This window comes from Pigmentiphaga litoralis, assembly GCF_048632615.1.
GTDB lineage: Bacteria > Pseudomonadota > Gammaproteobacteria > Burkholderiales > Burkholderiaceae_B > Pigmentiphaga > Pigmentiphaga litoralis_B.
In genome coordinates, this window is sequence record NZ_CP184479.1 from 2,152,902 (window position 1) to 2,179,012 (window position 26,111).

The following is a 26,111-nucleotide window of genomic DNA, read 5'->3' on the forward strand; positions in this document are numbered from 1 at the left end:
ATGACGCAGCCCGCCGCGGGCGGCCTGTTGGCGCAGGCCGATGCCGCTGTGCCCCTGTCCCAATCCGACCCTTTGGGGCCGGTCGTCGCGGCCCCGGCTTTCCTGGATCGCCACGGGTGGATCATCCATCCGGCCGTGCGCCACGCGCCGTCTCCCAACAGCGACGCCCGTCCGCCGGGCACGCAGGTGTCGCTGCTGGTGCTGCACAACATCAGCCTGCCCCCGGGCCAATTCGGCGGGCCCTACGTGAGCGGGCTGTTCACCAACACTTTGGATTACACTGCGCACCCCTGGTTCGACCGGTTGCGGCCGCTGCGGGTATCGGCGCACTTCGTGATCGGCCGGGACGGCGTGATCGTGCAGTTCGTGAGCACCGACCGGCGCGCCTGGCATGCGGGGGTGTCGTCGTTTCGCGGACGCGACCGGTGCAATGACTTTTCGATCGGCATCGAACTCGAAGGCACCGACACCCTGCCCTTTACCGCCGCGCAATACCGGTCGCTGGCCTGGCTGACGCCGGCGCTGCGCACCCGCTACCCGCTGAGGGCCGTGCGAGGGCATGAACATATCGCTCCGGGGCGCAAGACCGATCCCGGGCCCTGTTTCGACTGGTCCCGATTTGCAACAGAAGCCGGTTGGGCGCTGCGGCAATTACCGGGTTGAAAATATTTTTCGGCCGGTCCGGATCGTTGCAGAACGGGCGTCTTCAGCCGATTGTGGCTGGAATCCCTTGCCAATGACCGATGTGCGCCGCAAAGCGGCGCAGTTCATGCGTTTGGCGGAGATTCCAGCGTCATTTTGCGTAGCCGCAAGCCGCTTCTTGCCCCCGTTAACACGGTTTGGGCAGCTTGATCAAGCGCCCGCGCACCACTACACTTAGTGCAATCGCTTCGAGACACCACTGCATATAGTGTTTCCAGGCCGAATTTCGTAGGTTAGCGCAGTAGCTTGCGCAGTAGCTCGTTTACCAGTCAGTCGACCCGTTTGTCGGAAAGGCCTTACCGCGCGGCGGTTGGGCCTTTCGCTTTACTACAAGCCTTCGACCACGGCGTCAGTACCTGTCCAGCCTTATCTCATAACCCGATCTTGAGCATCGTCCATCCCTGCTCACAGTCTTCGAGGAGCCACCATGCAACTTTCCACGCCATCGGCCCAACCGGTCGCCGTGCCGCCCGCCACCAAGCCAGCCACCCCGGCTGCCGAGTCCAGGGCGGTCTACAACGATCACAAGATCATCCGTCGTAACGGCAGCGTGGTCAGTTTCGAACCCGGCAAGATTTCCGTCGCGCTCACCAAAGCCTTCCTCGCCGTCAATGGCGGCCAGGGCGCAGCTTCCGCGCGCGTGCGCGAGCTGGTCGAGCAGCTGACCGGCCAGGTGGTGAATGCCCTTGTGCGCCGCCAGCCCAGCGGCGGCACCGTGCATATCGAAGACATCCAGGACCAGGTCGAACTCGCGCTGATGCGCTCGGGTGAACACGACGTGGCCCGCGCCTATGTGCTGTACCGCGAAAAGCGCGCCCAGCAGCGCGCCCTGATGCACACCGACGCCAGCCAGCCCACCCTGCACGTGACCGACAACGGCCGCCGCGTGCCGCTGGACCCGGCCCATCTGCATTCGGTGATCGAAGCCGCGTGCGTCGGCCTGACCGAGTTCGTGTCGGTCGACGGCATCTTCAAGGAAACGGTCAAGAACCTGTATGACGGCGTGCCCGTCGACGAAATCTTCAAGTCGGCCATCCTGGCGGCCCGGTCGCAGCTCGAAAAGGACCCGGCGTACAGCACCGTGACCGCGCGTCTGCTGCTGCACACGATCCGCAAGGAAGTGTTGGGTGAGGAAGTCGAGCAGTCGGCCATGGCCGAGCGCTATGCCGAATACTTCCCGACCTTCATTGCCCGCGGCATCGAAGGCGGCCTGCTGAATCCGGAACTGGCCAAGTTCGACCTGGACCGCATCGGCAAGGCGCTGGACGACAAGCGCGACCTGCAGTTCACCTACCTGGGCCTGCAGACCCTGTACGACCGCTATTTCCTGCACATCGAAGGCAAGCGCCTGGAACTGCCGCAGGCCTTCTTCATGCGCGTCGCGATGGGCCTGGCGATTGCTGAAAAGGACCGCGAGGCCCGCGCCATCGAGTTCTACAACATCCTGTCGTCGTTCGACTTCATGAGCTCGACCCCGACCCTGTTCAACTCGGGCACGCTGCACTCGCAACTGTCGTCGTGCTACCTGACCACGGTGGCCGACAACCTGGAAGGCATCTACGACGCCATCAAGGAAAACGCGCTGCTGGCCAAGTATGCCGGTGGCCTGGGCAATGACTGGACCCCGGTCCGTGCGCTGCGCAGCCACATCAAGGGCACCAACGGCGAAAGCCAGGGCGTGGTCCCGTTCCTGAAGGTGGTGAACGACACGGCGGTTGCGGTCAACCAGGGCGGCAAGCGCAAGGGCGCGGTCTGCACCTACCTGGAAACGTGGCACCTGGACATCGAAGAATTCCTGGAACTGCGCAAGAACACGGGCGACGAGCGCCGCCGCACGCATGACATGAACACCGCGAACTGGATTCCCGACCTGTTCATGAAGCGTGTGATGGAAGGCGCGGACTGGACGCTGTTTTCGCCGTCGGACACGCCTGACCTGCACGATCTGGTCGGCAAGGACTTCGAAGCCGCGTATATCGGCTACGAAAACAAGACGCAGACCGGCGAACTGAAGCTGTTCAAGAAGATGCCCGCGCTGACGCTGTGGCGCAAGATGCTGTCGATGCTGTTCGAAACCGGCCACCCCTGGATCACGTTCAAGGATCCTTGCAACATCCGGTCGCCGCAGCAGCACGTCGGCGTCGTCCACAGCTCGAACCTGTGCACCGAAATCACGCTGAACACCAACGACTCTGAAATCGCCGTGTGCAACCTGGGTTCCGTGAACCTGGTCGCCCACCTGACGACCGGCGCCGATGGCAAGGTCACGCTCGACCACGACAAGCTCAAGCGCACCATCGACATCGCGATGCGCATGCTCGACAACGTGATCGACATCAACTACTACGCCGTCGACAAGGCCCGCAATTCGAACGCGCGTCATCGTCCGGTCGGGCTCGGCATCATGGGCTTCCAGGACTCGCTGCACATCATGCGGGTGCCGTACGCCTCGCAAGACGCCGTCAGCTTCGCCGACACGTCGATGGAAGCGGTCTGCTATTACGCCTACCTGGCGTCGACCCGTCTGGCCGAAGAACGCGGCGCCTACCAGTCGTTCAAGGGTTCGCTGTGGGATCAGGGCATCCTGCCGAAAGACTCGGTGCAACTGCTGCGTGACGCACGCGGTGGGTATGTCGACGTCGACGACAGCCAGACGCTGGACTGGGATGCGTTGCGCACTCGCATCAAGGCCCATGGCATGCGCAATTCGAACTGCGTCGCCATTGCGCCCACCGCCACGATTTCCAATATCATTGGCGTATCCGCGTGCATCGAACCGACCTATCAGAACCTGTACGTGAAGTCGAACCTGTCGGGTGAATTCACCATCGTCAACGATTACCTGGTCCGCGATCTGAAGAAGCTCGGACTGTGGGACGAAGTGATGGTCGCCGACCTGAAGTATTTCGACGGCAGCCTGGCCAAGATCGACCGCGTGCCGGCCGAAATGCGCCAGCTGTACGCCACCGCATTCGAAGTCGAACCGAGCTGGCTGGTGGAATGCGCATCCCGCCGCCAGAAGTGGATCGACCAGTCGCAATCGCTGAACATCTACATGGCCGGCGCGTCTGGCAAGAAGCTGGACGAAACCTACAAACTGGCATGGCAACGGGGTCTCAAGACCACCTACTACCTGCGCACGATGGGCGCGACCAGCGCCGAGAAGTCGACGGGCCGGGGCGGCGAGCTCAATGCCGTGGCCAACACGTCGTCGACGGCGAATCTTGCGGCATCGGGTCAACCCGCTCTGCCCGAGGCCGAGGTACTTGGCGCGGCATGCACGATGCGGCCAGGCGATCCTGGCTTCGAAGAGTGCGAAGCCTGCCAGTAAACCGCAACACAAGAATCTGGAGTGAATGACATGCTGTCCTGGGACGAAGACGTCGCAACCCCTACCCCCGCGCGTGGCGCACGCCCCGCCGCGGGGGCGCCCCGGTCTGTCGACAGTTCGTTTGACGATGGCGCGCTTGCCGTGCCCGCCGTTGCGAACCCGGCCGCCGAGGCCCCTGCCGCCCACCGTGTGAACGTGGCCGACAAACGCATCATCAATGGCGAAACCGACGTCAATCAGTTGGTTCCGTTCAAGTACAAGTGGGCATGGGAAAAATACCTGGCCACGTGCGCGAACCATTGGATGCCGCAAGAAATCAACATGTCGCGCGACATCGCGCTGTGGAAGAACCCCACCGGGCTGACCGAAGACGAGCGCCGCATCGTCAAACGCAATCTGGGCTTCTTCGTCACGGCCGACTCGCTGGCCGCGAACAACATCGTGCTGGGCACCTATCGCCACATCACGGCGCCGGAATGCCGCCAGTTCCTGCTGCGCCAGGCGTTTGAAGAAGCGATCCACACGCACGCGTATCAGTACATCGTTGAAAGCCTGGACCTCGACGAATCCGAGATCTTCAACGCCTACAACGAAGTGCCGTCCATCCGCGCCAAGGATCAGTTCCTGATCCCGTTCATCGACGCGATCGCCGATCCCAACTTCAAGACCGGCACGCCCGAAGCCGATCAGACACTGCTCAAGTCGCTGATCGTTTTCGCATGCCTGATGGAAGGGTTGTTCTTCTATGTCGGCTTCACGCAGATTCTTGCGTTGGGCCGCCAGAACAAGATGACTGGCGCCGCCGAGCAGTACATGTACATCCTTCGCGATGAATCCATGCACTGCAACTTCGGCATCGACCTCATCAACACGATCAAACTGGAAAATCCTCACCTTTGGACACCAGAATTTCGTGAAGAAATCCGTGCACTCTTCCGCAAAGCCGTCGATCTGGAATACGCTTACGCCGAAGACACGATGCCGCGTGGCGTGTTGGGTCTGAATGCACCGATGTTCAAGTCGTATTTGCGCTTCATCGCAAATCGCCGGTGCCAGCAGATCGGGATCGAACCGTTGTTTGCGCAGGAAGAAAACCCCTTCCCGTGGATGGCGGAAATGATCGACCTGAAGAAGGAACGCAACTTCTTCGAAACGCGAGTGATCGAGTACCAGACCGGCGGTGCGCTGAACTGGGACTGATCGCACGATTGCGACAACGGCGCGATAGGCGCCGTTGATGAATACGGCGCGTGTTGCGCCGTTGCAGATACGGCGCCTTGTGCGCCCGAGCTGCGAAGCTCGATGCGTCAGACGCGAGCGGGAGAGGCACCCTGCCCCCGCACACCGCGCACCATCGGACTTCGACGCGGCAGGCCGACCGGCCCGCGGCACAGCCGGGACACAAGGCGCCATTCGGCATACGGGAAACAGACCGTTTGCCAGGCCATTCGACATCAGCCGCACCGGATGCGGGTTATGTCGAATGGCTGTGTGCCGGATTCATTAGCGCAAACCGTGGCGCTGACTGGAGATCGTATCCAGCAGCGGGGCTTGCGCCGATGAATAGCCCGTCAGGATGGTCCGAGCGGGTTTGTGTTCTGGGTCCCTGAACGTCTCGTAAAGGAGCAGACCATGGCGACAGCCAAGAAGGCCGCGAAAACGGCCGCAAAAAACCGGCAGCCACTAAGGCGCCGGCGAAGAAAGTAGCGGCCAAGAAAGCCGCCGCGACGAAGGCACCGGCCAAAAAAGCCGCTGTGAAGAAAACTGCAGCTACCAAGAGTGCAGCGACCAAAGCTGCGGCAAAGAAAGCCGCAGTGAAGAAAACAGCAGCCACCAAGGCACCGGCGAAAAAAGCGCCCGCCAAGAAAGCCGCTGTAAAGAAAGTCGCAGCAAAGAAGGCCCCGGCCAAGAAAGCGCCTGCCAAGAAAGCCGCCGTGAAGAAAACGGCAGCCACCAAGGCACCTGCAAAGAAAGCCGCAGCCAAGAAGACCGCAGTAAAGAAGGTCGCGGCCAAGAAAGCGCCAGCCAAGGCCCCCGCGAAGAAAGCCGCGGCAAAAAGACGCCCGCCGCTAAAAAGGCGCCAGCGAAGAAAGCAGCCGCCACCAAGGCGCCTGTGAAGCCGGCGGCCACGAAGGCGCCTGCGAAGAAGCCCGCAGCCAAGAAACCGGCGGCAAAGAAAGTTGCAGCAGCGCCCGCAGCCGAAGCGCCCGCAGCAAAGACCGCCGCCAATCCGGCAGCCGCCGCTTGGCCATTCCCCACGGGCAGCCGTCCGTGAACGAATGATCGGCGTGCCATTGGCGCGTCGATGCGAGCCCCACCCGGGCAGTTACCGGGTGGGGCTTTTTTATTGGGTGATCAAAGGGCGGGGTGCGGGGTGGGGTGCGGGGGTGGGTTGCGGGGGTGGGTTGCGGGGTGGGTTGCGGGGTGGGTTGCCTGCGAAGCTGACATTTTGCTGACCTGTCGGATGCGAAGGCCGGCGACTCCATGCGACAATCGACGCTCTTGATGGTCCGCCATTTGCGGCGGGTTTACCGGAGCTACCGTCATGGGCGATATTGCCCGCTTTATCCTGAATATCATTTTCACCCTGTTCGGCGCGGTGCTGCTGCTGCGCGTCTGGCTGCAGATGGCGCGCATGCCGCCGTTCAACACCGTGTCGCAAACCGTGTTCAAGCTCACGGACTGGCTGGTGATCCCGCTACGCCGCGTGCTTGGCAGCCGTGGCGGCATCGACTGGGCCTGCGTATTCGCCGCCTGGCTGTGCGCGGTGGTGTTCCTCATGGCCACGGTAGCCGTGTCGGGCATCAGCCCGCTGGAATTCTTCCCTGAAGCCTTGTGGATCGCGGTCGTGATGGTCCTGAAGTGGGCCGTCAATCTGGTGATGTGGATCACCTTGCTGATGGTCATCATGTCGTGGGTGAACCCCAGCGCGCCCGCCATGCCGGTGCTGATCGCGCTGACGGACCCGCTGCTGGCGCCCATCCGCCGCGTCATGCCGTCGTTGGGTGGTCTGGACCTGGCGCCTATCGTGCTGTTCATCCTGACCCAGGTTGCGTTGATGGTGATTGCGCGGATCGGATTGCCGTTCCTGGGGATGTAGCCGGTCTGCATTGCCGTTCGGGTCGGCTCGGCTGACATGCAAAAGGGAGACCGCAATGGTCTCCTTTTTATTGACGTGGCGCGATGAGGTGGCTGTCGTGATTCCGGCCTATCGCACCTGTCGGTGGTGTCGCGCCTTTCAGCTGTGCGGCATCTGTCAGCCTTCTCGGACCGTCATCGACGCAGACGGAACGATCTTCAGCGATCAGCGATGCGTCACGCGCGATGCGCCGCTGCCACTCAACACACGCACGCGGTCGCCCACGTAGAACTGCTCGTCGGCTTCCTGCACGATCGAACGGATTTCGCCGCTTTCGAAGCGCACGGTCAGCTCCAGGCCCTGCTTCTTCTGCACGCCGCCTTCAATGGCCTGGCCTGCCAGGCCGCCGGCAATCGCACCAAGCACACTGGTGATGATCGAACCGCGACCGCCGCCGATCGAACTGCCGGCCACGCCACCCACGATGGCGCCGCCCGCGGTGCCCACGCCGCTCTGGCCGCGATCGATCGTGACCGGGCGAACCCCTTCGATCGTGCCGTAGCGGACGATCTGCTCGCGCTGGGTGGAGTTGCGGTCATACACCGCGCCCGAGTTGCTTGCGCTCGTCCCACCGCCAGCCGCGCATCCTGCCAGCGAGGCGACGAGGGTCAGCGCAGCTGCCATCACCGTCAGGCGGGCGCGAGGCGCGTTATGGAAACTGGAACCACGTTGGGCTTGCATAGTATTTTTTCCCTGCAGGTGACCGGCGATCAGCCGCCGGCAAAACCGAATCATGTCTGTTTGACGTAGTTATACCTGCTAGGTTCGGCCAAATCGCCACAGTCCAGCCTGCCGCCCCCCGAAAGGTGTGTCAAACGATAACAACTCAGGGCAGCGTCAGGCCGTAGTGCTGCTGCAGCAAGGCGGAGATCTGCTCGCGTGTAGCCACGTGGTTCTGCGCACCACGCTCCGCGATCTTGAGCGATCCCATCAGGCTCGCGACGCGGCAGCAATCGGCCCAGCTCCAACCCAGCGTCAGGCCGTACAGCAGGCCCGCGCGGTAGGCGTCCCCACAACCGGTCGGGTCGACTACGGCTGTCGCCTTGACGGCCGGAATATGCGTTTCGGCGCCGTCGGCCAGCAGGGTCGAGCCCTTTTCGCCACGCGTGATGATCGCGGCCTGCAGGGTCTTGGCAATGTCAGCCATCGACCGGCCCGTGCGCTGCTCGACCACCGTGGCTTCGTAGTCATTGACCGTGATGACCTGCGCCATCGTCAGCATCTCTTCGATGTCGGCGCCACTGAACAAGGGCATGGCCTGGCCTAGGTCGAAAATGAACGGAATGCCCCGGGCGTGCAGGCGGCGCCCATGCGCAAACATGCCGTCCTTGGCGTCGGGCGCCACGATGCCCCATACGCCTTGCGCGTCCGACAGATCATTGCTGGCCGAATCGCCCATGGCGCCCGGGTGGAACGCCGTGATCTGGTTGTCGGACAGGTCGGTCGTGATGAAGCATTGCGCCGTGAAGGTATCGTGGATCACCTTGACGAACGACGTGTCGGTGCCCTGTTCCCGCATGCGCGCCAGGTAGTCGCCCGCGTCCTGGCCGACCGTGGCCACCGGCACGGGGTGCCCGCCCAACAGGCGCATGTTGTAGGCGATGTTGCCGGCACAGCCGCCATATTCCTTGCGCATCGATGGCACCAGAAAGGACACGCTTAGCGCATGCACCTGATCAGGCAGGATGTGGTCCTGGAACTTGCCTTCGAAGACCATGATGGTGTCGAAAGCCACCGAACCGCAAATGATGACCGGGGATGTCTGGGTGCTGTGCATGGCGGATAGGGACCTGGCGGAATTCAAGGAAAGAAGGCGGCAACACGATAGCCGCTGGCACGCGCTTCCGTGGTGTCGATCGGAATGCGCAGCGATCGTTCTTGCCCCGCGGGGATCGGATCGGCCAGTTGCTGCGGCGGCAGATAGGTGGATGGCAGCAACACGCGCCGCGCCACCACGGTTTCGGAAAAATCGGTCAACGACAGTTCCAGCGCGGGCCACGGCTGCGGGTGCTTCGCGCGATTGCGCAGGGTCACCCGCAGCGCAAGATGGCGCACGCCAGGAGTGGCTGACGGTACGGCTGCCGGCGTGGCCGACGCGCCGATGGCGCCCGGGTCGGACGGGTTCGCGGCGGCACCGGTCGCCGGTGCGCCGTCCGCGCCGGCCGCTGCCTCGGGCGACCAGGTTTCCAGCGCCGATGATTCGATGGTCAGTTGCCGCGGATCGCGCGGATAGCTGACGGTGCAGTCCAACTGCACGCAGGCCTTTTCCAGCGCGGGCCGCATGGCCGGGAACCACGTGGCCAGCTCGGTGCGATAGAGCCAGATCGACTGGCCCAACAGGGCAAGCACGGCCAGCGTCGCCAGGACGATCCAGACCCAGCGCCACGGCGAAGGCTCGGCGTCGTCAGGGGTCGCCATGAAGCCGGGCGACGAGGGAGGGTGGCTGTCGGGGGCTGCGTCTGGGGACGCGCCGCTTGCGGGGGCATGCGCACGGTCGTCATCCGCATCGTCGTCGGGCGCGCCATCGCGCATATCGCCAATGACGAAGTGCGGTTCACGATCGTTGCGAGACAACGGTGGCGTACTGAAGCTGGGTTCGGTCGCGCGCGGCGCGGCATCGCCGAGAGAAGGTTCCGTGCCACGCGGCGAGGGATTGGAGAAGGAAGGTTCCGTGCCACGCGGCGAGGGATCGGAGAAGGAAGGTTCGGCGCCACGCGGCGAGGGATCGGCGCGCTCGAACAACGGGTCGGTCCTGCGGGAAGGCGCAGGACGCGGCTCCAAAGAAGGCTTGTTGGCTCGCGGCGATGCAGGAGGTGACTCGAACGACGGTTCGTTGCCCCGTGGCGAAGCCGGGCGTGGTTCGAACGACGGTTCGGTACCCCGTGGCGATGCCGGGCCTGGCTCGAAGGCCGGTTCGGTACCCCGTGGCGATGCCGGGCGTGGCTCGAAGGCCGGTTCGTTGCCCCGTGGCGAAGCCGGGCGTGGTTCGAACGACGGTTCGTTGGCGCGCAGCGATGCAATCTGCGGATCGAACGTTGGTTCGTTGGCGCGCATCGAGGGCTCGGCGCCTCTCAAACCGGTATGTGCGCTGGCCCCCGACTCGCCGGCCCACACGGTCGGCTCGGTGCGCCCCGACGCAGCGGCGCCATGCTCGAGCGCAGCACGCAAGTGCGCAGCGGACGCGGCCTCGGTGTCGGCGCGGAAGGTCGAATTCGGGACGAAGGGGCCACGTGCGGGCGATGGTGCACCAGGCCCCGGCGGTGCCACGGGCGACGGTGGTGCGAGGGACGACGACGGTGCGACGGGCGACGGTGCTGCAACAGGCGACGACGGTGCAACGGGCAACGATGGTGCACTAGGCGCCGGTGGTGCAGCAGGTGCTGGTGGCGCAGCAGGCGCCGGTGGTGCAGCAGGCTCCGGTGACGCAGCAGGCGCCCGGGATGCAGCAGGCGCCGGTGACGCAGCAGGCGCCCGTGATGCAGCAGGCCCCGTCGATCCGGCAGGCGCGGAACCTGCAGGCATGAACGCAGGCGCCGTCGGCCGCGGCTCCACCGGCAACGCGGCACGGCGTGCCGCATCGGCAGCAGGATACAGATCGGGCACCGGGCCGAAGCCAGCCCCGTCGTCGCGAGCCAACCCTGTCTCGCCATCTGCCAGTCCCGATCCGGCAGCCGCCGCGTGGCCGTCCACCGGAACCGGCGCGCGCGGCACCCGCGTGCGCAACACCGCCGGGTGGTCTTCGATCGGGTCAGGCGCAGGCGGCGCGGGCTGGGCCGAATGCGGCGCAGCGACCGGGGCTTGCGCCGCCACCGGCGGTTCCACGGGCGCCGGGGAGGCCGGCACGTCGATCTCGATCAGCGACGCATGGCTGTCGAACGGCGTGGAGCACACGCCGCAACGCACCCAGCCTTCACGCAGCTTGATCTGGTCGCGCACCACACGAAACGTGGTGCCGCACTTGGGGCAGCGAGTCGCCAGCGCCATGGTCGCGCTCAGCCGGCCAGGGTGGTGCGCTGCCCATGCAGGCAGACCCAGCCATCGAGCGAGCGCCAGACGCTGAGCTGGATCCACGGCGCATAGAAGGCCGCCACTTCCTCGGCCTGGCGTTCCAGCACGCCCGACAGCACCAGATGGCCGCCTTCGACCACCCGTTCGCACAACATGGGCGCCAACACTTTCAAAGGATTGGACAGGATGTTGGCAACGACTACATCGGCATGCCAGCCTGGCAGCATGTCGGGCAGACCGGCTTCGATCACCACGCCATTGGCCGACGCGTTGTCTTGCGCGGATTGCACTGCTTGCGGGTCGATGTCGATGCCGACAGTGTCGCCCGCGCCCAACTTGCGGGCGGCGATCGCCAGGATGCCCGAACCGCATCCGTAGTCCAGCACGCGCTGGCCAGCCTGCAGATGACGCGCCAGCCACGACAGGCACAGGTGCGTGGTCGGATGGCTGCCCGTGCCGAAGGCCAGGCCCGGGTCCAGCCGGATCGAAATCGCATCACCCAGTTCGGGTACTTCATGCCACGAGGGCACGATCCAGATCCGGTCGTCGATCGAAATGGGGTCGAACTGCGATTGCGTCAGGCGCACCCAGTCGGCATCGGGCACGTCCCGCAGCGACCACGCGGGCACCTCGGCAATACCCGTGGCGGCGCAGGCCGATTCCAGCATCAGGGCCGGATCTTCGCCGTCGGGCAGCAGCGCGACGACGCGGTTCCGGCTCCAGGCCTGGGTGGTCGGCTCCAGCCCGGGCTCGCCAAACAGCGGCTGCTCGGCTTCGGTGCCAAAGTCGGCGTCTTCGACGGACACCGACAGGATGCCTGCGTCGAGCAGCGCGTCGGACAGGGCTTCCGCCAGTTGCTCGGGACAATCGAAGACGAGTTCACGCATGGGGCGATCTTATTCCGGACGCTGCGACAGACGGTGTTCCAGGTAATGGATGTTCGTGCCGCCTTCGATGAAGCGGGCATCCTGGAGCAGTTCGCGGTGCAGCGCGATGTTGGTGGAAATACCTTCGACCGCCATTTCGGACAGCGCGATGCGCATGCGGGCAAGGGCCTGCTCGCGCGTGTCGCCGTACGAAATGACCTTGGCGATCATCGAGTCGTAGTTCGGCGGCACGAAATAGCCCGCGTACACATGCGAGTCGACACGGATGCCGGGACCGCCAGGCACGTGCCAGTTCAGGATGCGGCCCGGGCTGGGCGTGAACCGGAAGGCATCTTCGGCGTTGATCCGGCATTCGATGGCATGGCCACGGAAGATGATGTCGCGCTGACGCAGGCGCAGCTTTTCGCCGCAGGCGATGTAGATCTGTTCCTGCACGAGGTCGACACCGGTAATGGCTTCCGTGACCGGATGCTCCACCTGGATCCGCGTGTTCATTTCGATGAAATAGAACTCGCCGTTTTCGTACAGGAATTCGAACGTGCCGGCGCCGCGATAGCCCATCTTGCGGCAGGCATCGGCGCAGCGATCGCCGATCCGGTCGATCAGGCGGCGCGGGATGTGCGGCGCCGGGGCTTCTTCGATGATTTTCTGGTGACGCCGCTGCATCGAGCAGTCGCGCTCGCCCAGCCACACCGCGCCACGCTGGCCGTCGGACAGGACCTGGATTTCCACATGGCGGGGGTTCTCGAGGAACTTTTCCATGTAGACCTCGGGGTTGTTGAACGCGGCGCCCGCTTCGGAGCGGGTCATCGTCACGGCGTTCAACAAAGCCGCCTCGGTGTGCACCACACGCATCCCGCGTCCGCCGCCGCCACCTGCCGCCTTGATGATGACGGGATAGCCGACCTTGCGGGCGATCTGGATGATTTCCTTGGGGTCTTCGGGCAAGGCGCCTTCGGAACCTGGCACGACCGGCACGCCGGCGGCAATCATGGCCTGCTTGGCGCTGACCTTGTCGCCCATCAGGCGGATCGTTTCGGGCTTCGGACCGATGAACACGAAGCCGCTCTTTTCAACACGTTCCGCGAAGTCGGCGTTTTCGGAAAGGAACCCGTAGCCCGGGTGGATCGCTTCGGCGTCGGTGACTTCGGCCGCGGAAATGATCGCGGGCATGTTCAGATAGCTTTCCCGCGATGGCGCGGGGCCGATGCAGACCGATTCGTCGGCCAGCTTCACGTACTTGGCCTCGCGATCGGCCTCGGAATGGACGACCACCGTCTTGATGCCCAGCTCGCGGCACGCGCGCTGGATACGCAGGGCGATTTCCCCGCGATTGGCGATCAGGATCTTTTCAAACATGATGAACGGATGTCCTGGAAACGTCGGGGCGCGCGGCCTGGCCGCGTCCTGGCGACCCGCGCCACGCGGGCGCGTGCGCCCCGACAGATACGTCATTGCGGCGCCGCATCGCCCCAGGCGTCATGCGGCGCGGGAGGCTGACCGGAATCAGCCGATGATGAACAGCGGTTGGCCGTATTCGACCGGCTGGCCGTTTTCGACCAGGATTTCCTTGATCACGCCCGACTTGTCGGCTTCGATCTCGTTCAGCAGCTTCATGGCTTCGATGATGCAGAGCGGGTCGCCTTCCTTGACGGTCTGGCCCACTTCGACAAACACCGGCGAGCCGGGGTTGGGCGCGCGGTAGAAGGTGCCGACCATGGGCGACTTGACGGCGTGGCCCGTTGGGGCCGGAGCCGCCACCGGTGCGGCTTCGGCGACGGGCGCGGGCGCGGCGGCGGCAGCTGGCGGGGCAGCCTGCGGCGCGACGGAGTAAGGCTGCACGCCGGACATCACGCCAACCTGCCCACCCTGCGCAAACTTGACGATACGGACCTTGCCCTCGCCCTCGGTGATTTCCAGTTCGGCAATACCGGACTCGGCAACGAGGTCGATCAAGGTTTTCAGCTTTCGGAGATCCATGGATGGTTCCCTAACAAAATTCTTTTAGTGCGTCAGTGCGTAGCGCACTGCCGCTTCGTAGCCATCGGCACCCAGCCCGGCAATCACACCCACGGCCAGATCGGAGAAATAGGAGTGATGCCTGAACGCTTCCCGTTTGTGGACGTTCGACAGATGGACCTCGATGAACGGAAGGCCCACGGCTGCCAACGCGTCCCGTATACCGACACTGGTATGCGTGAACGCCGCCGGGTTGATGACGATGAAGTCGGTCCCATCTTCCCGCGCAGCCTGAATGCGATCGATCAACGCGCCTTCATGATTGCTTTGATAGGAGGCGGTCACGGCGCCGCTTGCCTGCGCAAGCGCTGCCAGGCGGGCATCGATATCGGCCATCGTCGTCGACCCATAGATATCGGGTTCACGGGTGCCGAGCAGGTTCAGGTTCGGGCCGTGCAAGACGAGGATGCGTATGGCCATGGTGCCTGTAAGCGAGTCAGAAGGGCGCGATTTTTACGCGATTCACCCTGTATTGTCCATCAAGTGTAACCAAAATGCGGATTTATCTTGATTGTGTGGGTCAGAAACGTCCTGGCGATGACGTGTCAGGCATCCCGTATGACCCGACGCAGAGTATCCACGTGGATCCGCCCCGCGTATTGATGGATAAGCGCGCCTTTTTCGTCGATCACCACGGTAAAAGGCAATCCACCGCTGGTATTGCCAAGTTCGCGTGCCAGTTCCGTTCCGACATTGCCCGCGACCAGCAAGGGGTAGCGGACCGCCACTTTTTCAACAAATCGCTTCATGTTGGCGGCTGAATCGATGCCGATGCCAATGAATTGCGCCGAGTCCTTCAGTTCGGCCTGCAGCGCATCCAGTTCTGGCATTTCGTCGACGCAGGGGGCGCACCACGTTGCCCAAAAATTGACTACCAGGGGCCGGCCTTGCCACTGGGACAAAGCCTGTTCCGAACCATCCAGGGCAGTCAGGCGCTGCGCAAACAGGATGTTGACGGCTTTGTCTCCCGCGGCGCCTGGGGCCAGGCGTTGCCAGGCCAGTGTGCCACCGGCTACCGCGGCCAGGGCGCCAACACCAGCGAAGGTCAGCGCGCGTCGGCGATTCATTGGTCGTCTCCCGGGGATGCGGCGGTTTCGTTGATCAGCCGTTCGAGCGCCTTGGCATTGGCGCGTTCGGGACGCCCGTCGGCACCGGTGCGCAATGCGCCGCGCAAGGCATGGCTGTCGTAGATGCTCAGCACCACGCCCTCGTCCTGCCACATGAAGTACAGCGCTTCGACCATCTTCCGGCCGCCACGGAAGTCTGGACGTTCGCCCACTTCATACTGGATGCTATGGTTGATCAGGTAGATCTCGACCTCTTTGGACGAGTCGACGAAACACTGCAGATAGATATCGGAATGTTCGCCCGCCGTGCCTGTCCAGACCGGCCCGACCAAGTACGGACGGAAGATGGCCAGCCGTTCCATGACCGACAGCGCGACCTGCCGCAGGCGAGCCAGCCGCATGGGCTGCGTATCGCCCATGTACAAGGCCTGGTACTCGCGCACTTCGGTTTCGATCTCGTCGTTGTCGGGCAGGAGGTCGCCGCGGGCAAGGGTGCCGGGGCCTACCAGCTGCTTGATGGCCTTGCGTTTGGCCGTGCTGTAGTCCAGGCCGTCTTCGGCGATCATGCGGGCCGCCGCCGCGGCGATTTCCTGGCGCAAAAGGGGTGCGTCATGATTGCTCCAAGAATGCGACCTCTCATGATACTTCCTGGACGCCGCGCCAACATGCCGCCGCCAGGACGTCTTGCGCCTTGTTACCCTCCGGCCCATCGCGCGCCCCACCGCCGTCCAGCGGCGCTGCATGGACAGTTTTGGCCTGCCCGCATGCGGGCTCGCGGCGCAAGACGCTCTACAATCCCCCTCCCTAAGCTGATACGCGCCGCACCGCGCGGACTTCCGGACATGCACCTACACATCCTTGGCATCTGCGGCACCTTCATGGGCGGCCTGGCGCTGATCGCCCGGGCGGCCGGCCACCGGGTGACCGGTTGCGACGCGGGCGTCTATCCGCCCATGAGCACCCAGCTGACCGAACAGGGCATCGACCTGATCGAAGGCTTCGGCGCCGACCAGCTTGCGCTGCGGCCCGACCTGTTCGTGATCGGCAACGTGGTGACCCGTGGCAACCCGCTGATGGAAGCCATTCTCGACGCCGGCCTGCCGTACACGTCCGGCCCGCAATGGCTGGGCGAGCATGTGCTGGCCGGCCGCCACGTGCTGGCCATCGCGGGGACACATGGCAAGACCACCACCACCGCCATGCTGGCGTGGATCCTGGATCAAGCCGGACTGGCGCCATCGTTCCTGGTGGGCGGCGTGCCGCAGGACTTTGGCATGTCGGCGCGGCTGGGCACCACGCCCGCTCCCGCCGCCGCCGGCCGCAATGTGTTCGCGATCGAGGCGGATGAATACGACACCGCCTTTTTCGACAAGCGGTCGAAGTTCGTGCATTACCGCGCGCGAACGGTGGTGCTGAACAACCTGGAATACGACCACGCCGACATCTTTCCGGATCTCGCGGCGATCGAAACGCAATTCCATCATCTGGTCCGGACCGTACCCATGTCCGGCCGGATCATCGCCCCGACGCATACCCCCGCGATCGATCGCGTGCTGGCGCGAGGCTGCTGGTCGGACACCGTCGCCTTCGGCGCCGATGGCGACTGGCAGGCTGGCGCCGAACAGGATGACGGGGCATTTGACGTGGCCCTGCGCGGATCCGCGGTGGGCACGGTGCGCTGGGCATTGAGCGGCGCGCACAACCGGATGAACGCGCTGGCGGCCATCGCTGCCGCTGACCACGTGGGCGTATCGCCTGCCGACGCGACCGCGGCGCTCAGCCGTTTCGCGGGGGTCAAACGCCGCATGGAACTGCGCGGTACGGTGGCCGACATTCGTGTCTATGACGATTTCGCGCATCACCCGACTGCGATCGAGACGACCGTGGCCGGGCTGCGCCGGCGCATGCCGGCCGGCCGCATCCTGGCCGTGCTGGAACCGCGCTCGAACACCATGAAACTGGGCGCCATGAAAGCGCAACTGCCCGCGTCACTGCAGCAGGCCGACCGTGTCTTTTGCTTTGGCGCGACCGACGGCAAGCAGGCGCTGGGCTGGTCGGCGGCGGACGCCCTGGCGCCCCTGGGCAGCAAGGCGCAGGTGTTCAGCGACCTGCAGGCGCTGGTTGCGGCGGTGTCGGCGGACGCCGCGCCGGGCGATCATGTGCTGGTCATGAGCAATGGCGGCTTTGGCGGCGTGCATGACAAGCTGCTGGCGGCGCTGGCGTCAAGGTTTGATGGGCGATTCGCGCAAGGTGGCTCGCAGACCGTGGGCGCCGCGGACGCGACAGGGGCGGCGGGTTCTGGTCCCCATGCAGCGTCTTCCGCCAAGGGTCCCACGCCATGATCCTGTATCTGCACGGGTTCCGTTCATCGCCCGAATCCTTCAAGGCGCGGTTGCTGGCGCAGGTCATGGCCGCCCAGGGGCGCAGCGACGAATGGGCCTGCCCTGTCCTGCCCGCCAGCCCCCGGCTTGCCGTCGAACTGGCGGAATCGCTGGCCGCCGACCTGCAGCGGCGGGCCGGGGTGCGGCAGTCGCCGGACCGCCCGCGGACTGGCCTGACCATCATCGGATCGTCCTTGGGCGGCTACTATGCCACCTGGCTGGCCGAACGCCTGGGGTGCCGCGCCGTGTTGCTCAACCCAGCGGTCCACGCCGCGCGGGACCTGGCCACCCAAGTGGGCGAACACACCTCTTATCATGACAACCAGCCCTTTGTGTTCACGCCGGCCTATGTCGACGAACTCAAGGCCATGGAAGTCCCGCGCATCACGGACCCCGACCGCTACTTTCTGGTGGCCGCCACGGGCGATGAAGTGCTCGACTGGACTGAAATGCGGGATTTCTACGCCGGCGCCCGCCAACGCATCATCGAAGGCAGCGACCATGGCATCGCCGATTTTGCGACCTGGCTGCCCGAAGTGCTGGCCTTTGCCGATGCCCCGCATCCGCATGCCCCCAATGACGAATAACGCGCCGCTGGCGCAGCAGGATTGTTAGCAATGCATGTCTTATACGAGGATGACGGCGGTTTCAAGGCAGCCACCCTGCTGAGCGAAACCGACGCCAGCCTGCAGGTCGAAGCCACCTCCGGCAAACGCAGCAAGATCAAGAAGACCGCAGTGATCCTGCGGTTCGACAAGCCATCGCCCGACGCGCTGGTCAAGGAAGCCGAGGCCGCCTCGGGCGACCTCGACCTGGAATTCCTGTGGGAATGCGCGCCGAAAGAAGACTTTGATGTTCCGGCCCTGGCCGAAGAGTATTTTGGCCACAAGCCCGGCCCCGTCGAACAGGCCGCGCTGTTGTTCCGCCTGCATGGCGCGCCGGTGTATTTCCATCGGCGCGGCAAGGGCAAGTTCCGTCCGGCGCCGCCCGACATTCTGGCCGCCGCGCTGGCCGCGGTCGAAAAGAAGAAGCGCCAGGCCGAACAGCAGCAGGCCTGGGCCGATGAAATGAAGGCGGGCACCCTGCCCGAGGCCATGACGCGCATGGCCGACATCCTGCTGTTCAAGCCGGACAAGAACACGCAAGAGTGGAAGGCCTTCGACATGGCCTGCACGCAGATCCAGATCCGTCCGGACCGTCTGCTGCTGAACCTGGGCGCCTTTCCCAGCGCCCTGTCCATCCACAAGCGCCGTTTTCATGGTGAACACTTTCCGAAAGGCACGGCCTTTGCACCTGTGACGGTGCCGCCGGTAGCCGCAGAATTGCCACTGGCCACGGTCGACGCGTATTCCATCGACGATGTCACCACGACCGAAATCGACGACGCCCTGTCGGTGGAAACGCTGGCCGACGGCAACGTGCGAGTCGGCATCCACATCGCCGCGCCGGCCCTGAGCGTGACCCGCGACAGCCCGCTCGACCTGTTGGCGCGGGGCCGCATGTCCACCGTGTACATGCCCGGCGAAAAGATCCCGATGCAGCCGGACGAAGTGATCGCGGCGTTTTCGCTCGATGCCGGCAAGCCCGTGCCAGCGCTGTCCTTGTACGTGACGGCCGACCCGGCCACCGGTGACATCCTCGCCAGCGAAACGCGCATCGAACGCGTCGTCGTCAAGGAGAACCTGCGCCACAACCTGCTTGACGAATCGGTCAGCGAAGCCGCGCTGGATGACCCCGCGTCCGACCTGCCCTACGCCGCCCTGTTCCGCCCGCTGTGGAATCTTGCGCAAAAGCTGTCCGCCAAACGGGACGCCGTCCGTGGCCGTCCGGAACTGAACAATCGCGTCGACTTCAGCTTTTACGTGGACGGCGACCCCGACCTGCCCGATGAAGCCACCGTCCGCATCGTGCAGCGCAAGCGCAATGCGCCGCTGGACCGCATGGTGGCCGAATACATGATCCTGGCCAATAACCTGTGGGGCGGACTGCTCGCCAGTTGCGGGGTGCCCGGCATCTATCGGTCGCAGCAGATGGGCCGCGTGCGCATGAGCACCGTGGCCGCGCCGCACGACTCGATCGGCGTGCCGCAATACGCGTGGTGCACCTCGCCGCTGCGCCGGTATGTCGACCTGGTCAACCAGGGGCAGCTGCTGGCCGCCGTCGAACACGGCGTATCGGCCCGCCTGGTGGCGCCCTTCAAGCCGCGCGAGGCCGACCTGTTCGCCATCATCAGCAACTTCGACGCAAAGTATTCCGCGTATTCCGACTTCCAGCAGCAGATGGAACGTTTCTGGTGCCTGCGCTGGCTCAAGCAGGAAGGCGTGACCCGCGCCGAAGCCGTCGTGCTGCGCGAAGACGCCGTCCGCCTCAAGGACGTGCCGTTGTTCACGCGTGTGGGCGGTCTGCCCGCGCTCCAGCGCGGCCAGACCGTGCTGCTCGACATCATGGGCAGCGACGAGCTGGACCTGGAACTGGACTGCCGCTTTGTGGAAGTGGTGCAGACCGACGCGCTGGAAGCCCCGGAAGACGAGCCCCTGCCCGTGGACACCGACGTGGAACTGGCCACCGGCGACGTCAGCCCCGAAGCCGTGGCCGAAACTGCCGAGGTCGAAGCGGCCGATGGCCCGGATGCGAATGATCTGCCGCTGGATGTCGTCAATGATGACGCCGCGGCGGCGCCGGGAGACGGGGGGACGGCGCGCAGAGCGAAGGCGCGAAGCAGGAATGACCGGCCATAGGAATGACCGGCCGCGTTGATGACCGGCTGCAGCGATGACCCGCCGCAGCGGTGACCAACCGCTGCGGTGACTAGCCGCAGCGATGACCGGCCGGCGGGCGACCGTCCACACCGCCGTAAAGAAAAATGGGTGCCCTGGGGCACCCATTTCTGCATCAAGCCGCCACGTCCTGCCGGCTGCGGATCAGGCGCAGTACGCTATTGCCCAGCCGCGCATGATGGCTGCGCGTCGCGTTGTACGCCCCTTCGCAATCGCCGGCAAGAATCGCCTGGACAATGGCGGCGTGGTCATCGTGCGAGATCTGCAGGCGATCATCGACCTGCGACTGGGCCTGGCGGAAAGGGGCAAGCCGCTCACGCAGATCCGCCACCATGCCGGTCAGCACATCGTTGTGCGCACCAACCAGAATCAGGTTGTGGAATTGGCGATTGTTGGCCAGGTAGGCGTCGATGTCGCCATCCCGGCTAAGCGTCGTGCTTTGCTCGAAAATGAATTCGAGTTCTTTCTTTTCCATCGCGGTCATGCATTCGGCGGCGCGGCGGGCGCACAGCGCTTCCAGTTCACAGTCCGCCTCCAGCAGCTTGGCCAGTTCGCCAACGCCGATGCGCGCGACCACCACACCGCGCCGCGGCACCACTTCCACCAGCCCTTTGCTTCCCAGCTCCCGCAGCGCTTCCCGGATCGGGGTGCGCGACACCTCGAATTTTTCGGCCAGCACCCGCTCTTCGAGCTTCGCGCCCGGAGGGTAGGTGCCATCGACAATCTGTGCAGCGAGCAGTTTGGAAAGTTTGGACGAAATGGTGGACATGACTGCCTGGATTGAGCCGGACCGCCTGCGGGAAGGTCCGGGCGCGGGCGTGGACCCTGAAAGATACACGATCACGCAGTGCGCATGAAATCCAGGATCTCGCGTCCCAGCAGTTCCTCGCCACTGTCGAAATGGGCCACGATCGACGTGTGATTGTGTTTGCGCATCTGCAGGAATCGGGGCACCTTGCCGCGGGCTTCGCACAGGCTTTGCACGAAGGCCACGCCATACAGATCAAGATACGGATTTTCGTATTGCGCGATCACGACCATTACGGGCAGATCCCAATGGGCGGCGTGGGTGGCGGGCGAACGCAGCGCATACGTCGACGCGTCTTCGCCAAAATAGGCCTGGACCGCCTTGGCGTTGGGATTGCCTGCCAGCGCGTCCGCCTGCAGCCGGCCGCTGATCAGAATGGCGCCGCGGACTTCCGCCGCCGCACGGCGCGGATGGTTGGGGTCGAAGCAGTAGCTGGCCACGTGCGTGCCGCCAGCCGAATGGCCGATCAGGAAGACCCGGCGCGGGTTTCCGCCGAACGAGGCAATGTTGGCCACGACCCAATCCACCGCCGCCGCGACGTCTTCGGTACCCCCGGAAACGGCGCTTCAGCCGCCAGGCGGTATTCAACATTTACAGCTACGCATCCCTGGCGCGCGAACCACCAGCACACGTTGTCGTAGATGTGGCCGTTCGAACTCTTGGCGCCCCGGATGAAGGCGCCGCCATGCACGAAAACGACCACGTCAGCATCATGGGCGCTGTCCGGCTGGAAGACGTCCAGCACCTGCCGGGCGCTTGCGCCGTACGCCAGGTCCTTGTGCATGGTCATGCCGTCTTTGGGCGTGGCCGATACCAAGGGCGTATAGGCATTAAAGACGACGTCGCGGAACCCATTGATGTCGGTGCCCCAGATCGGGCCGATCGATTCGAGCAAGGCGGCCTGGTCGGGCGGCAGGCTGCCCAAGGGTTCGAGCGGATTCACGGCGCGGGAAGCATCAGTCGATGGCATTGGCGGTTTCCAGGCTTTCGAGAAGGGAAGCCCGGCGCATATAGCGGCGGGCGGATTCCGGATTGGAAGCCGTGCGGCGCAGTTCGTCAAACTTGGCCTGCCGGCTGGCCGGATCCTTTTCTTCAAGCAGCTTCTTGTTGGCGATCGTCTGGGCCTGCACGAACGACACCGCGGCGTGGCGTCGCTGGCGGCTGTACTGGTCCAGGCGAGCGTCGTCCGCGCCGTGCCGCAGCACATCGGCCAGCTTGCCCGCCAGATTGATCGCGTCGTGGATCCCGCCATTCATGCCCATGCCGCCGATCGGATTGTTGACATGGGCGGCGTCGCCGACCAGCAGGATGCGGCCCCGATGAAAGGTTGCGGCAACCCGTTGGCTGACGTTGTAGACGTTGACATAGGCAACGTCGTAGCGCCCGGCCTTGGGAAAGAATTTCTGCAGCCGCGCTTCGATGCCTTCGGGACTCAGCGCCTCGGCCTCCGTCTCATCCGCCCGTGTGGGAAAGATCGCGCGCCACAGGCCGGCGCCGTCCTCGCCGCGCACCTTGAACAGGTTGCACCATTCGTCGGGATCGGAAAAATAATTACGGTACGCGTAATCCGGATGGCCGGATTGAAAGTCGAAGTCGGTGGCGATCTTGATGAAGCGTTCCTGGTAAGTAAAGCCTTCGAACGCAATACCCGCCGCCTTGCGCACCGTGCTGCGGCCGCCGTCCGCGCCGATCAGATAGGCGCCCGAATGGCGCTCGATACCCTCCGGACCCTCGACTTCGATGTCCACGCCGCCGTCGTGCTGCACGACGGATCGCAGCCGATGCGCATATCGCACATCAAAGTCGGACTGATCGGCATAGGTCTGCGCAATGTCATGCGTCAACTTGTATTGCTCGTACTGCAAGACGTAGGGAAAGCGGAAAACGTCTGCCATCGTCGAGAGGTCGAACTCCGCGATCAGGTCGCCGCTGACGCGATCGCGGTACTGATAGGTGTCGGACACCAGGCCCCGTGGCACGATGGTTTGCGTCACGCCCAGTTCGTCCAGCATGTCGAGCGTGGTCGGGTGCAACGACGCAGCCCGCTGGTCGTGGACGGGCCCGGCTTCCTGCTCGAACACCGTTACCGGAATGCCTTGCCGATGCAAGGCCAGGGCGCACACCATGCCGACGGGGCCGGCGCCGGCAATCAGCACGCGCTGCGGTTGTCCATGTTTCATGCTGCTCATCTCCTTTGAATGTCCTGGCTCAGGGAAAGCCGGGCGCGACGGAGGGATCCGCCCGCGCCCGGCGCCGTCATTCCGGCTTGATGCCCGCGTGTTCGACGATCGGCTTCCACGTCGCGATGTCGTTCCGGATACGCTGCGCGAAAGCCGCCCTGGCCTCCGGCAACGGGGTGATCCCGGCGTCTTCCAGGCGCTTCTGGAAATCAGGGGACGCATGCGCCTCCATGACGGCATCGGCGATCCTGTCGACGATGGCGCCTGGCATGCCGGCGGGTCCGACCAGGCCGTTCCACGTTTCGACCGGCTGCGCATCGGGAAACAGCTCCGTGACCGTGGGTACGTCAGGCAGTTGCCGGATGCGCGACTTGCTCGACACCGCCATCAGCCGAACCTTTGGATTGTTGGCGTAGGGAAGGACTTCGGACAGGTTCCCGGAATACAGGTCGGTCTGGCCGCTCAGCACGTCGGCAAGCGCCAGGGCCGCCCCCTTGTACGGCACTTCGGTCACGTCGATGCCGGCCCGCCGGGCAAACAGCAACCCCGATAGGTGGGTCAGGCCACCGACCCCCGCATTGCCCATGTTCAATTTGCCAGGGTTGCGTCTGCCGTACTCGATCATCTCGGCCATGGTCTTATAGGGTTTCTGAGTGCTGACGGTAATGACGAAGGGATTGCCGCCCACGTTGGCGATCGGCACAAAGTCCTTGATCGGGTCGTACCGGATCTTGTTGGTGAAGGGCGCCGTAGAGATCTGCGTCAGCGTTGCCATGAACAGCGTGTAGCCGTCGGCGGGTGCCCGCGCAACGAAGTCGGCCGCAATCGTTCCGCCCGCGCCCCCTTTGTTGTCCACGATGAAGGGCCCGCCCAGTGACTTTGTCAGGCGCTCGCCGATCAGACGCGCCATCAGATCGGTGTTCCCTCCTGGGGCAAATGGCACCACGATCGTGACCGGCCGCGTCGGCCATGCCGCGGTGGGCGTGTCAGCCTTGCTGGCGGATGTTGTCAGCGCGGATACGACGGCGAGCAAGCTTGAGGCAATGAAGCAGGACCTGCGTGTCATGGCGATACCCCTAAGGATGGAAGACGAACGCCGCACCCGATTGGGGCATCAGCGATATGCAACCCACGCAATGCAATTTGCATTCCAGAACTCAATCTGGTGCGCAAACATACCTCTAATGTTCTCTTGTTCTTCTTTGGGTATACCAATAATATATTCAGGAATATTTTTTCAACAGTGTTTATTTCTTGGCTGGCGTACCGGCTGTAGGAGCAACCTCGTGGACAAACTCAGGCACATCGCGCTGTCGGTCAGCGACCCGGAAGCGGCCGCGCAGTTTTTCGAAAAGGCGTTTGGCATGCGACGCGCGGGCCCGGCCATGCGTGGGGTCTACATGACCGATGGCGTCATGAATGTGGCGCTGCTCGACTTCACGAACGAAACCGTGCCGGGCTACGCGGGATTGAAGGACGTACGTGGAGTGATCCACTTCGGCATGTGGGTCGACAATCTCGAAGAGGCCGAACAGCGCGTGATGGAGGCGGGCGGAACCTATCTGACGGGCCGCAAAGAAACCGACCCCAATGTCTTTTATGAGGTCAAATACCGCATGCCCGACGGCACGGTGTTCGACATCACGGAAAGCGGCTGGAAGGGTGCCGTCAAGGAAGTTGCCCCTGTCGACCCTTCGGCGGTCCCTTCTACCCTGCCCTGACTCCTCCCATAGGTTCTCCATGTCCCACGACGTCCTGGCGCTGATCGGTCTGTCCGGTCCGATGCGCACCGCGCTGCAATCCCGCTTCCGGCTGCATCTGTACGAACAGGGGCCCGACACGCTGGACTGGACGGAACCTGGCTTGGTGGACACCGTCGCCGTGCTGACCAATGGCACCGTTGGCTATGCGCCCGCGCTGATGGACCGCATGCCGAACCTCAAGCTGATCATGGCGATTGGCGCCGGATACGAGAACATCGATGTTGCCGCGGCGGCGCAGCGGGACATTACGGTCACGCACGGGCCCGGCACGAATTCGGTGTCGGTGGCGGAACATGCGGTGGGGTTCGCGCTCAGTCTGGCGCGGGGCTATGCGCCGCTGCACCAGGCCTTGCGCACCGGCACGCCGTGGATGGACCTGCGGACCTCGCGGCCGGCGTTCAGCGGTTCGCGTGTGGGCATCCTTGGAATGGGCCAGATCGGGCAGTTGGTGGCGGCGCGGGCAGCGGCGTTCGGGGCGTCGATCGCCTATCACTCACCCCGGCGCAAGCCCGAACTCGAAGCGGCTTTCCAGGCCGCCTATCACCCTGACGTCATCCGCCTGGCGGCGGCCAGCGATTTCCTGTTCGCCTGCTGCCCCGGCGGCCCGGCCACGCGGCATCTGCTGTCGAAACCGGCATTCGACGCCCTGGGTCCCAAGGGTTTCGTGATCAATGTGGCGCGGGGGTCGGTGCTCAAGACCGCGGATCTGCTGGACGCGCTGCGCAGCGGCACGATCGCGGGGGCAGGCCTGGACGTGCTGGAGGAAGAACCCTTGCCGTCACCGGACCTCCTGGCGGAATTGACGTCGTATCCTAATGTGCTGATCACGCCGCATATGTCGGGACGGTCGCCGGCGTCCGTCCTCGCGCAGCGCGACGTGGTGGTGCAGGCGATCGAAGCCATCGTGGCGGGTCAGGCGCCGGCGCATCGGGTTACCGCCTAGCCAGGCTTATCCCGCCACTGCGTCAACGCCACATCGAGCTACTGGGTCACCGCCACCTCGGATCACCACGTAGCCGCCGCCTTCCACCTCGCGCACAGCAACTGCT

The 26,111-nt window shown here is 64.4% G+C and carries 23 protein-coding genes and 1 pseudogene; 10 read left to right on the plus strand and 14 right to left on the minus strand.

The window, feature by feature from the left end; translation table 11 throughout:
• The 5 genes and pseudogenes from ampD (at position 1) to ACNANG_RS09510 (ending at position 7,133) form a co-directional block, all read left to right on the plus strand.
• On the plus strand, positions 1–663 hold the full coding sequence (ampD, locus tag ACNANG_RS09490; RefSeq protein ID WP_420226986.1) for a 1,6-anhydro-N-acetylmuramyl-L-alanine amidase AmpD: 663 nt from the start codon (positions 1–3) through the stop codon (positions 661–663).
• Positions 664–1,129: 466 nt separating this feature from the next.
• Positions 1,130–4,033, plus strand: a complete 2,904-nt coding sequence (locus ACNANG_RS09495; RefSeq protein ID WP_420226987.1) for a ribonucleoside-diphosphate reductase subunit alpha — start codon at positions 1,130–1,132, stop codon at positions 4,031–4,033.
• A gap of 30 nt (positions 4,034–4,063) precedes the next feature.
• Complete coding sequence (locus ACNANG_RS09500) at positions 4,064–5,233, plus strand: ribonucleotide-diphosphate reductase subunit beta (RefSeq protein ID WP_420226988.1); 1,170 nt, start codon at positions 4,064–4,066, stop codon at positions 5,231–5,233.
• 524 nt (positions 5,234–5,757) lie between these two features.
• Positions 5,758–6,150: pseudogene (locus ACNANG_RS09505) on the plus strand (histone H1-like repetitive region-containing protein); the annotation flags it as partial.
• A gap of 428 nt (positions 6,151–6,578) precedes the next feature.
• Complete coding sequence (locus ACNANG_RS09510; protein WP_420226989.1) at positions 6,579–7,133, plus strand: YggT family protein; 555 nt, start codon at positions 6,579–6,581, stop codon at positions 7,131–7,133.
• 204 nt (positions 7,134–7,337) lie between these two features.
• Here ACNANG_RS09510 and ACNANG_RS09515 read toward each other — a convergent pair whose 3' ends face one another.
• The 9 genes from ACNANG_RS09515 to ACNANG_RS09555 all read right to left on the minus strand — a co-directional run bounded on the left by ACNANG_RS09515 (position 7,338) and on the right by ACNANG_RS09555 (position 15,719).
• Positions 7,338–7,853, minus strand: a complete 516-nt coding sequence (locus tag ACNANG_RS09515) for a glycine zipper 2TM domain-containing protein (protein WP_420226990.1) — start codon at positions 7,851–7,853, stop codon at positions 7,338–7,340.
• A gap of 145 nt (positions 7,854–7,998) precedes the next feature.
• Entirely contained in the window at positions 7,999–8,949 is a 951-nt protein-coding gene (locus ACNANG_RS09520) for a carbohydrate kinase family protein (RefSeq protein ID WP_420226991.1), read from the minus strand.
• Between the two features lie 23 nt (positions 8,950–8,972).
• Positions 8,973–11,156 carry a DUF3426 domain-containing protein gene (locus ACNANG_RS09525; protein ID WP_420226992.1) on the minus strand — a complete coding sequence of 728 codons (2,184 nt, stop codon included), beginning with the start codon at positions 11,154–11,156 and terminating at the stop codon, positions 8,973–8,975.
• 8 nt (positions 11,157–11,164) lie between these two features.
• Positions 11,165–12,067 carry a 50S ribosomal protein L11 methyltransferase gene (gene prmA / locus ACNANG_RS09530; protein ID WP_420226993.1) on the minus strand — a complete coding sequence of 301 codons (903 nt, stop codon included), beginning with the start codon at positions 12,065–12,067 and terminating at the stop codon, positions 11,165–11,167.
• Between the two features lie 9 nt (positions 12,068–12,076).
• A complete protein-coding gene (gene accC, locus ACNANG_RS09535) occupies positions 12,077–13,426 on the minus strand; it encodes an acetyl-CoA carboxylase biotin carboxylase subunit (RefSeq protein WP_420226994.1) in 1,350 nt (449 codons plus the stop codon).
• 147 nt (positions 13,427–13,573) lie between these two features.
• Positions 13,574–14,047, minus strand: a complete 474-nt coding sequence (gene accB, locus ACNANG_RS09540) for an acetyl-CoA carboxylase biotin carboxyl carrier protein (RefSeq protein ID WP_420226995.1) — start codon at positions 14,045–14,047, stop codon at positions 13,574–13,576.
• Positions 14,048–14,071: 24 nt separating this feature from the next.
• Positions 14,072–14,506: a type II 3-dehydroquinate dehydratase gene (gene aroQ / locus ACNANG_RS09545; protein ID WP_420226996.1), complete on the minus strand. Its 435-nt coding sequence runs from the start codon at positions 14,504–14,506 to the stop codon at positions 14,072–14,074.
• A 125-nt stretch (positions 14,507–14,631) separates the two neighbouring features.
• The gene (locus ACNANG_RS09550) at positions 14,632–15,153 is read right to left on the minus strand and encodes a TlpA family protein disulfide reductase (RefSeq protein ID WP_420226997.1); all 522 of its coding nucleotides are present in this window, start codon (positions 15,151–15,153) and stop codon (positions 14,632–14,634) included.
• A complete protein-coding gene (locus ACNANG_RS09555) occupies positions 15,150–15,719 on the minus strand; it encodes a hypothetical protein (protein ID WP_420226998.1) in 570 nt (189 codons plus the stop codon). Before ACNANG_RS09555 ends, ACNANG_RS09550 begins: the two co-directional genes overlap by 4 nt.
• A gap of 276 nt (positions 15,720–15,995) precedes the next feature.
• Here ACNANG_RS09555 and mpl point away from each other — a divergent pair, with 276 nt between their 5' ends.
• Genes mpl through ACNANG_RS09570 form a run of 3 tightly spaced genes read left to right on the plus strand, consistent with a single transcriptional unit; the run spans position 15,996 to position 20,272 of the window.
• Positions 15,996–17,495 (plus strand): UDP-N-acetylmuramate:L-alanyl-gamma-D-glutamyl-meso-diaminopimelate ligase, encoded by a 1,500-nt coding sequence (mpl, locus tag ACNANG_RS09560; RefSeq protein WP_420226999.1) that lies wholly within the window; start codon positions 15,996–15,998, stop codon positions 17,493–17,495.
• Positions 17,492–18,121 (plus strand): YqiA/YcfP family alpha/beta fold hydrolase, encoded by a 630-nt coding sequence (locus ACNANG_RS09565; RefSeq protein ID WP_420227000.1) that lies wholly within the window; start codon positions 17,492–17,494, stop codon positions 18,119–18,121. Before mpl ends, ACNANG_RS09565 begins: the two co-directional genes overlap by 4 nt.
• Before the next feature lie 30 nt (positions 18,122–18,151).
• On the plus strand, positions 18,152–20,272 hold the full coding sequence (locus ACNANG_RS09570) for a ribonuclease catalytic domain-containing protein (protein WP_420227001.1): 2,121 nt from the start codon (positions 18,152–18,154) through the stop codon (positions 20,270–20,272).
• A 154-nt stretch (positions 20,273–20,426) separates the two neighbouring features.
• Here ACNANG_RS09570 and ACNANG_RS09575 read toward each other — a convergent pair whose 3' ends face one another.
• The 5 genes from ACNANG_RS09575 to ACNANG_RS09595 all read right to left on the minus strand — a co-directional run bounded on the left by ACNANG_RS09575 (position 20,427) and on the right by ACNANG_RS09595 (position 24,365).
• Complete coding sequence (locus ACNANG_RS09575; protein WP_420227002.1) at positions 20,427–21,080, minus strand: GntR family transcriptional regulator; 654 nt, start codon at positions 21,078–21,080, stop codon at positions 20,427–20,429.
• Between the two features lie 71 nt (positions 21,081–21,151).
• Positions 21,152–21,634 carry an alpha/beta hydrolase gene (locus tag ACNANG_RS09580; protein WP_420227003.1) on the minus strand — a complete coding sequence of 161 codons (483 nt, stop codon included), beginning with the start codon at positions 21,632–21,634 and terminating at the stop codon, positions 21,152–21,154.
• Positions 21,586–22,089 (minus strand): alpha/beta hydrolase, encoded by a 504-nt coding sequence (locus ACNANG_RS09585; RefSeq protein WP_420227004.1) that lies wholly within the window; start codon positions 22,087–22,089, stop codon positions 21,586–21,588. The genes ACNANG_RS09580 and ACNANG_RS09585 overlap by 49 nt, the downstream gene beginning before the upstream one ends.
• The gene (locus ACNANG_RS09590) at positions 22,076–23,299 is read right to left on the minus strand and encodes an FAD-dependent oxidoreductase (protein ID WP_420227005.1); all 1,224 of its coding nucleotides are present in this window, start codon (positions 23,297–23,299) and stop codon (positions 22,076–22,078) included. The genes ACNANG_RS09585 and ACNANG_RS09590 overlap by 14 nt, the downstream gene beginning before the upstream one ends.
• Before the next feature lie 76 nt (positions 23,300–23,375).
• Positions 23,376–24,365 carry a Bug family tripartite tricarboxylate transporter substrate binding protein gene (locus ACNANG_RS09595; RefSeq protein ID WP_420227006.1) on the minus strand — a complete coding sequence of 330 codons (990 nt, stop codon included), beginning with the start codon at positions 24,363–24,365 and terminating at the stop codon, positions 23,376–23,378.
• A gap of 220 nt (positions 24,366–24,585) precedes the next feature.
• Here ACNANG_RS09595 and ACNANG_RS09600 point away from each other — a divergent pair, with 220 nt between their 5' ends.
• Positions 24,586–25,020: a VOC family protein gene (locus ACNANG_RS09600; RefSeq protein WP_420227007.1), complete on the plus strand. Its 435-nt coding sequence runs from the start codon at positions 24,586–24,588 to the stop codon at positions 25,018–25,020.
• 19 nt (positions 25,021–25,039) lie between these two features.
• Positions 25,040–26,005, plus strand: a complete 966-nt coding sequence (locus tag ACNANG_RS09605) for an NAD(P)-dependent oxidoreductase (protein WP_420227008.1) — start codon at positions 25,040–25,042, stop codon at positions 26,003–26,005.
• Positions 26,006–26,111 lie beyond the last annotated feature (106 nt).

Coding starts and splice junctions, on each gene's coding strand:
- ampD (WP_420226986.1), top strand. CDS start 1: ATGACGCAGCCCGCCGCGGGCGGCCTGTTGGCGCAGGCCGATGCCGCT.
- ACNANG_RS09495 (WP_420226987.1), top strand. CDS start 1,130: ATGCAACTTTCCACGCCATCGGCCCAACCGGTCGCCGTGCCGCCCGCC.
- ACNANG_RS09500 (WP_420226988.1), top strand. CDS start 4,064: ATGCTGTCCTGGGACGAAGACGTCGCAACCCCTACCCCCGCGCGTGGC.
- ACNANG_RS09510 (WP_420226989.1), top strand. CDS start 6,579: ATGGGCGATATTGCCCGCTTTATCCTGAATATCATTTTCACCCTGTTC.
- ACNANG_RS09515 (WP_420226990.1), bottom strand. CDS start 7,853: ATGCAAGCCCAACGTGGTTCCAGTTTCCATAACGCGCCTCGCGCCCGC.
- ACNANG_RS09520 (WP_420226991.1), bottom strand. CDS start 8,949: ATGCACAGCACCCAGACATCCCCGGTCATCATTTGCGGTTCGGTGGCT.
- ACNANG_RS09525 (WP_420226992.1), bottom strand. CDS start 11,156: ATGGCGCTGGCGACTCGCTGCCCCAAGTGCGGCACCACGTTTCGTGTG.
- prmA (WP_420226993.1), bottom strand. CDS start 12,067: ATGCGTGAACTCGTCTTCGATTGTCCCGAGCAACTGGCGGAAGCCCTG.
- accC (WP_420226994.1), bottom strand. CDS start 13,426: ATGTTTGAAAAGATCCTGATCGCCAATCGCGGGGAAATCGCCCTGCGT.
- accB (WP_420226995.1), bottom strand. CDS start 14,047: ATGGATCTCCGAAAGCTGAAAACCTTGATCGACCTCGTTGCCGAGTCC.
- aroQ (WP_420226996.1), bottom strand. CDS start 14,506: ATGGCCATACGCATCCTCGTCTTGCACGGCCCGAACCTGAACCTGCTC.
- ACNANG_RS09550 (WP_420226997.1), bottom strand. CDS start 15,153: ATGAATCGCCGACGCGCGCTGACCTTCGCTGGTGTTGGCGCCCTGGCC.
- ACNANG_RS09555 (WP_420226998.1), bottom strand. CDS start 15,719: ATGATCGCCGAAGACGGCCTGGACTACAGCACGGCCAAACGCAAGGCC.
- mpl (WP_420226999.1), top strand. CDS start 15,996: ATGCACCTACACATCCTTGGCATCTGCGGCACCTTCATGGGCGGCCTG.
- ACNANG_RS09565 (WP_420227000.1), top strand. CDS start 17,492: ATGATCCTGTATCTGCACGGGTTCCGTTCATCGCCCGAATCCTTCAAG.
- ACNANG_RS09570 (WP_420227001.1), top strand. CDS start 18,152: ATGCATGTCTTATACGAGGATGACGGCGGTTTCAAGGCAGCCACCCTG.
- ACNANG_RS09575 (WP_420227002.1), bottom strand. CDS start 21,080: ATGTCCACCATTTCGTCCAAACTTTCCAAACTGCTCGCTGCACAGATT.
- ACNANG_RS09585 (WP_420227004.1), bottom strand. CDS start 22,089: ATGCCATCGACTGATGCTTCCCGCGCCGTGAATCCGCTCGAACCCTTG.
- ACNANG_RS09590 (WP_420227005.1), bottom strand. CDS start 23,299: ATGAAACATGGACAACCGCAGCGCGTGCTGATTGCCGGCGCCGGCCCC.
- ACNANG_RS09595 (WP_420227006.1), bottom strand. CDS start 24,365: ATGACACGCAGGTCCTGCTTCATTGCCTCAAGCTTGCTCGCCGTCGTA.
- ACNANG_RS09605 (WP_420227008.1), top strand. CDS start 25,040: ATGTCCCACGACGTCCTGGCGCTGATCGGTCTGTCCGGTCCGATGCGC.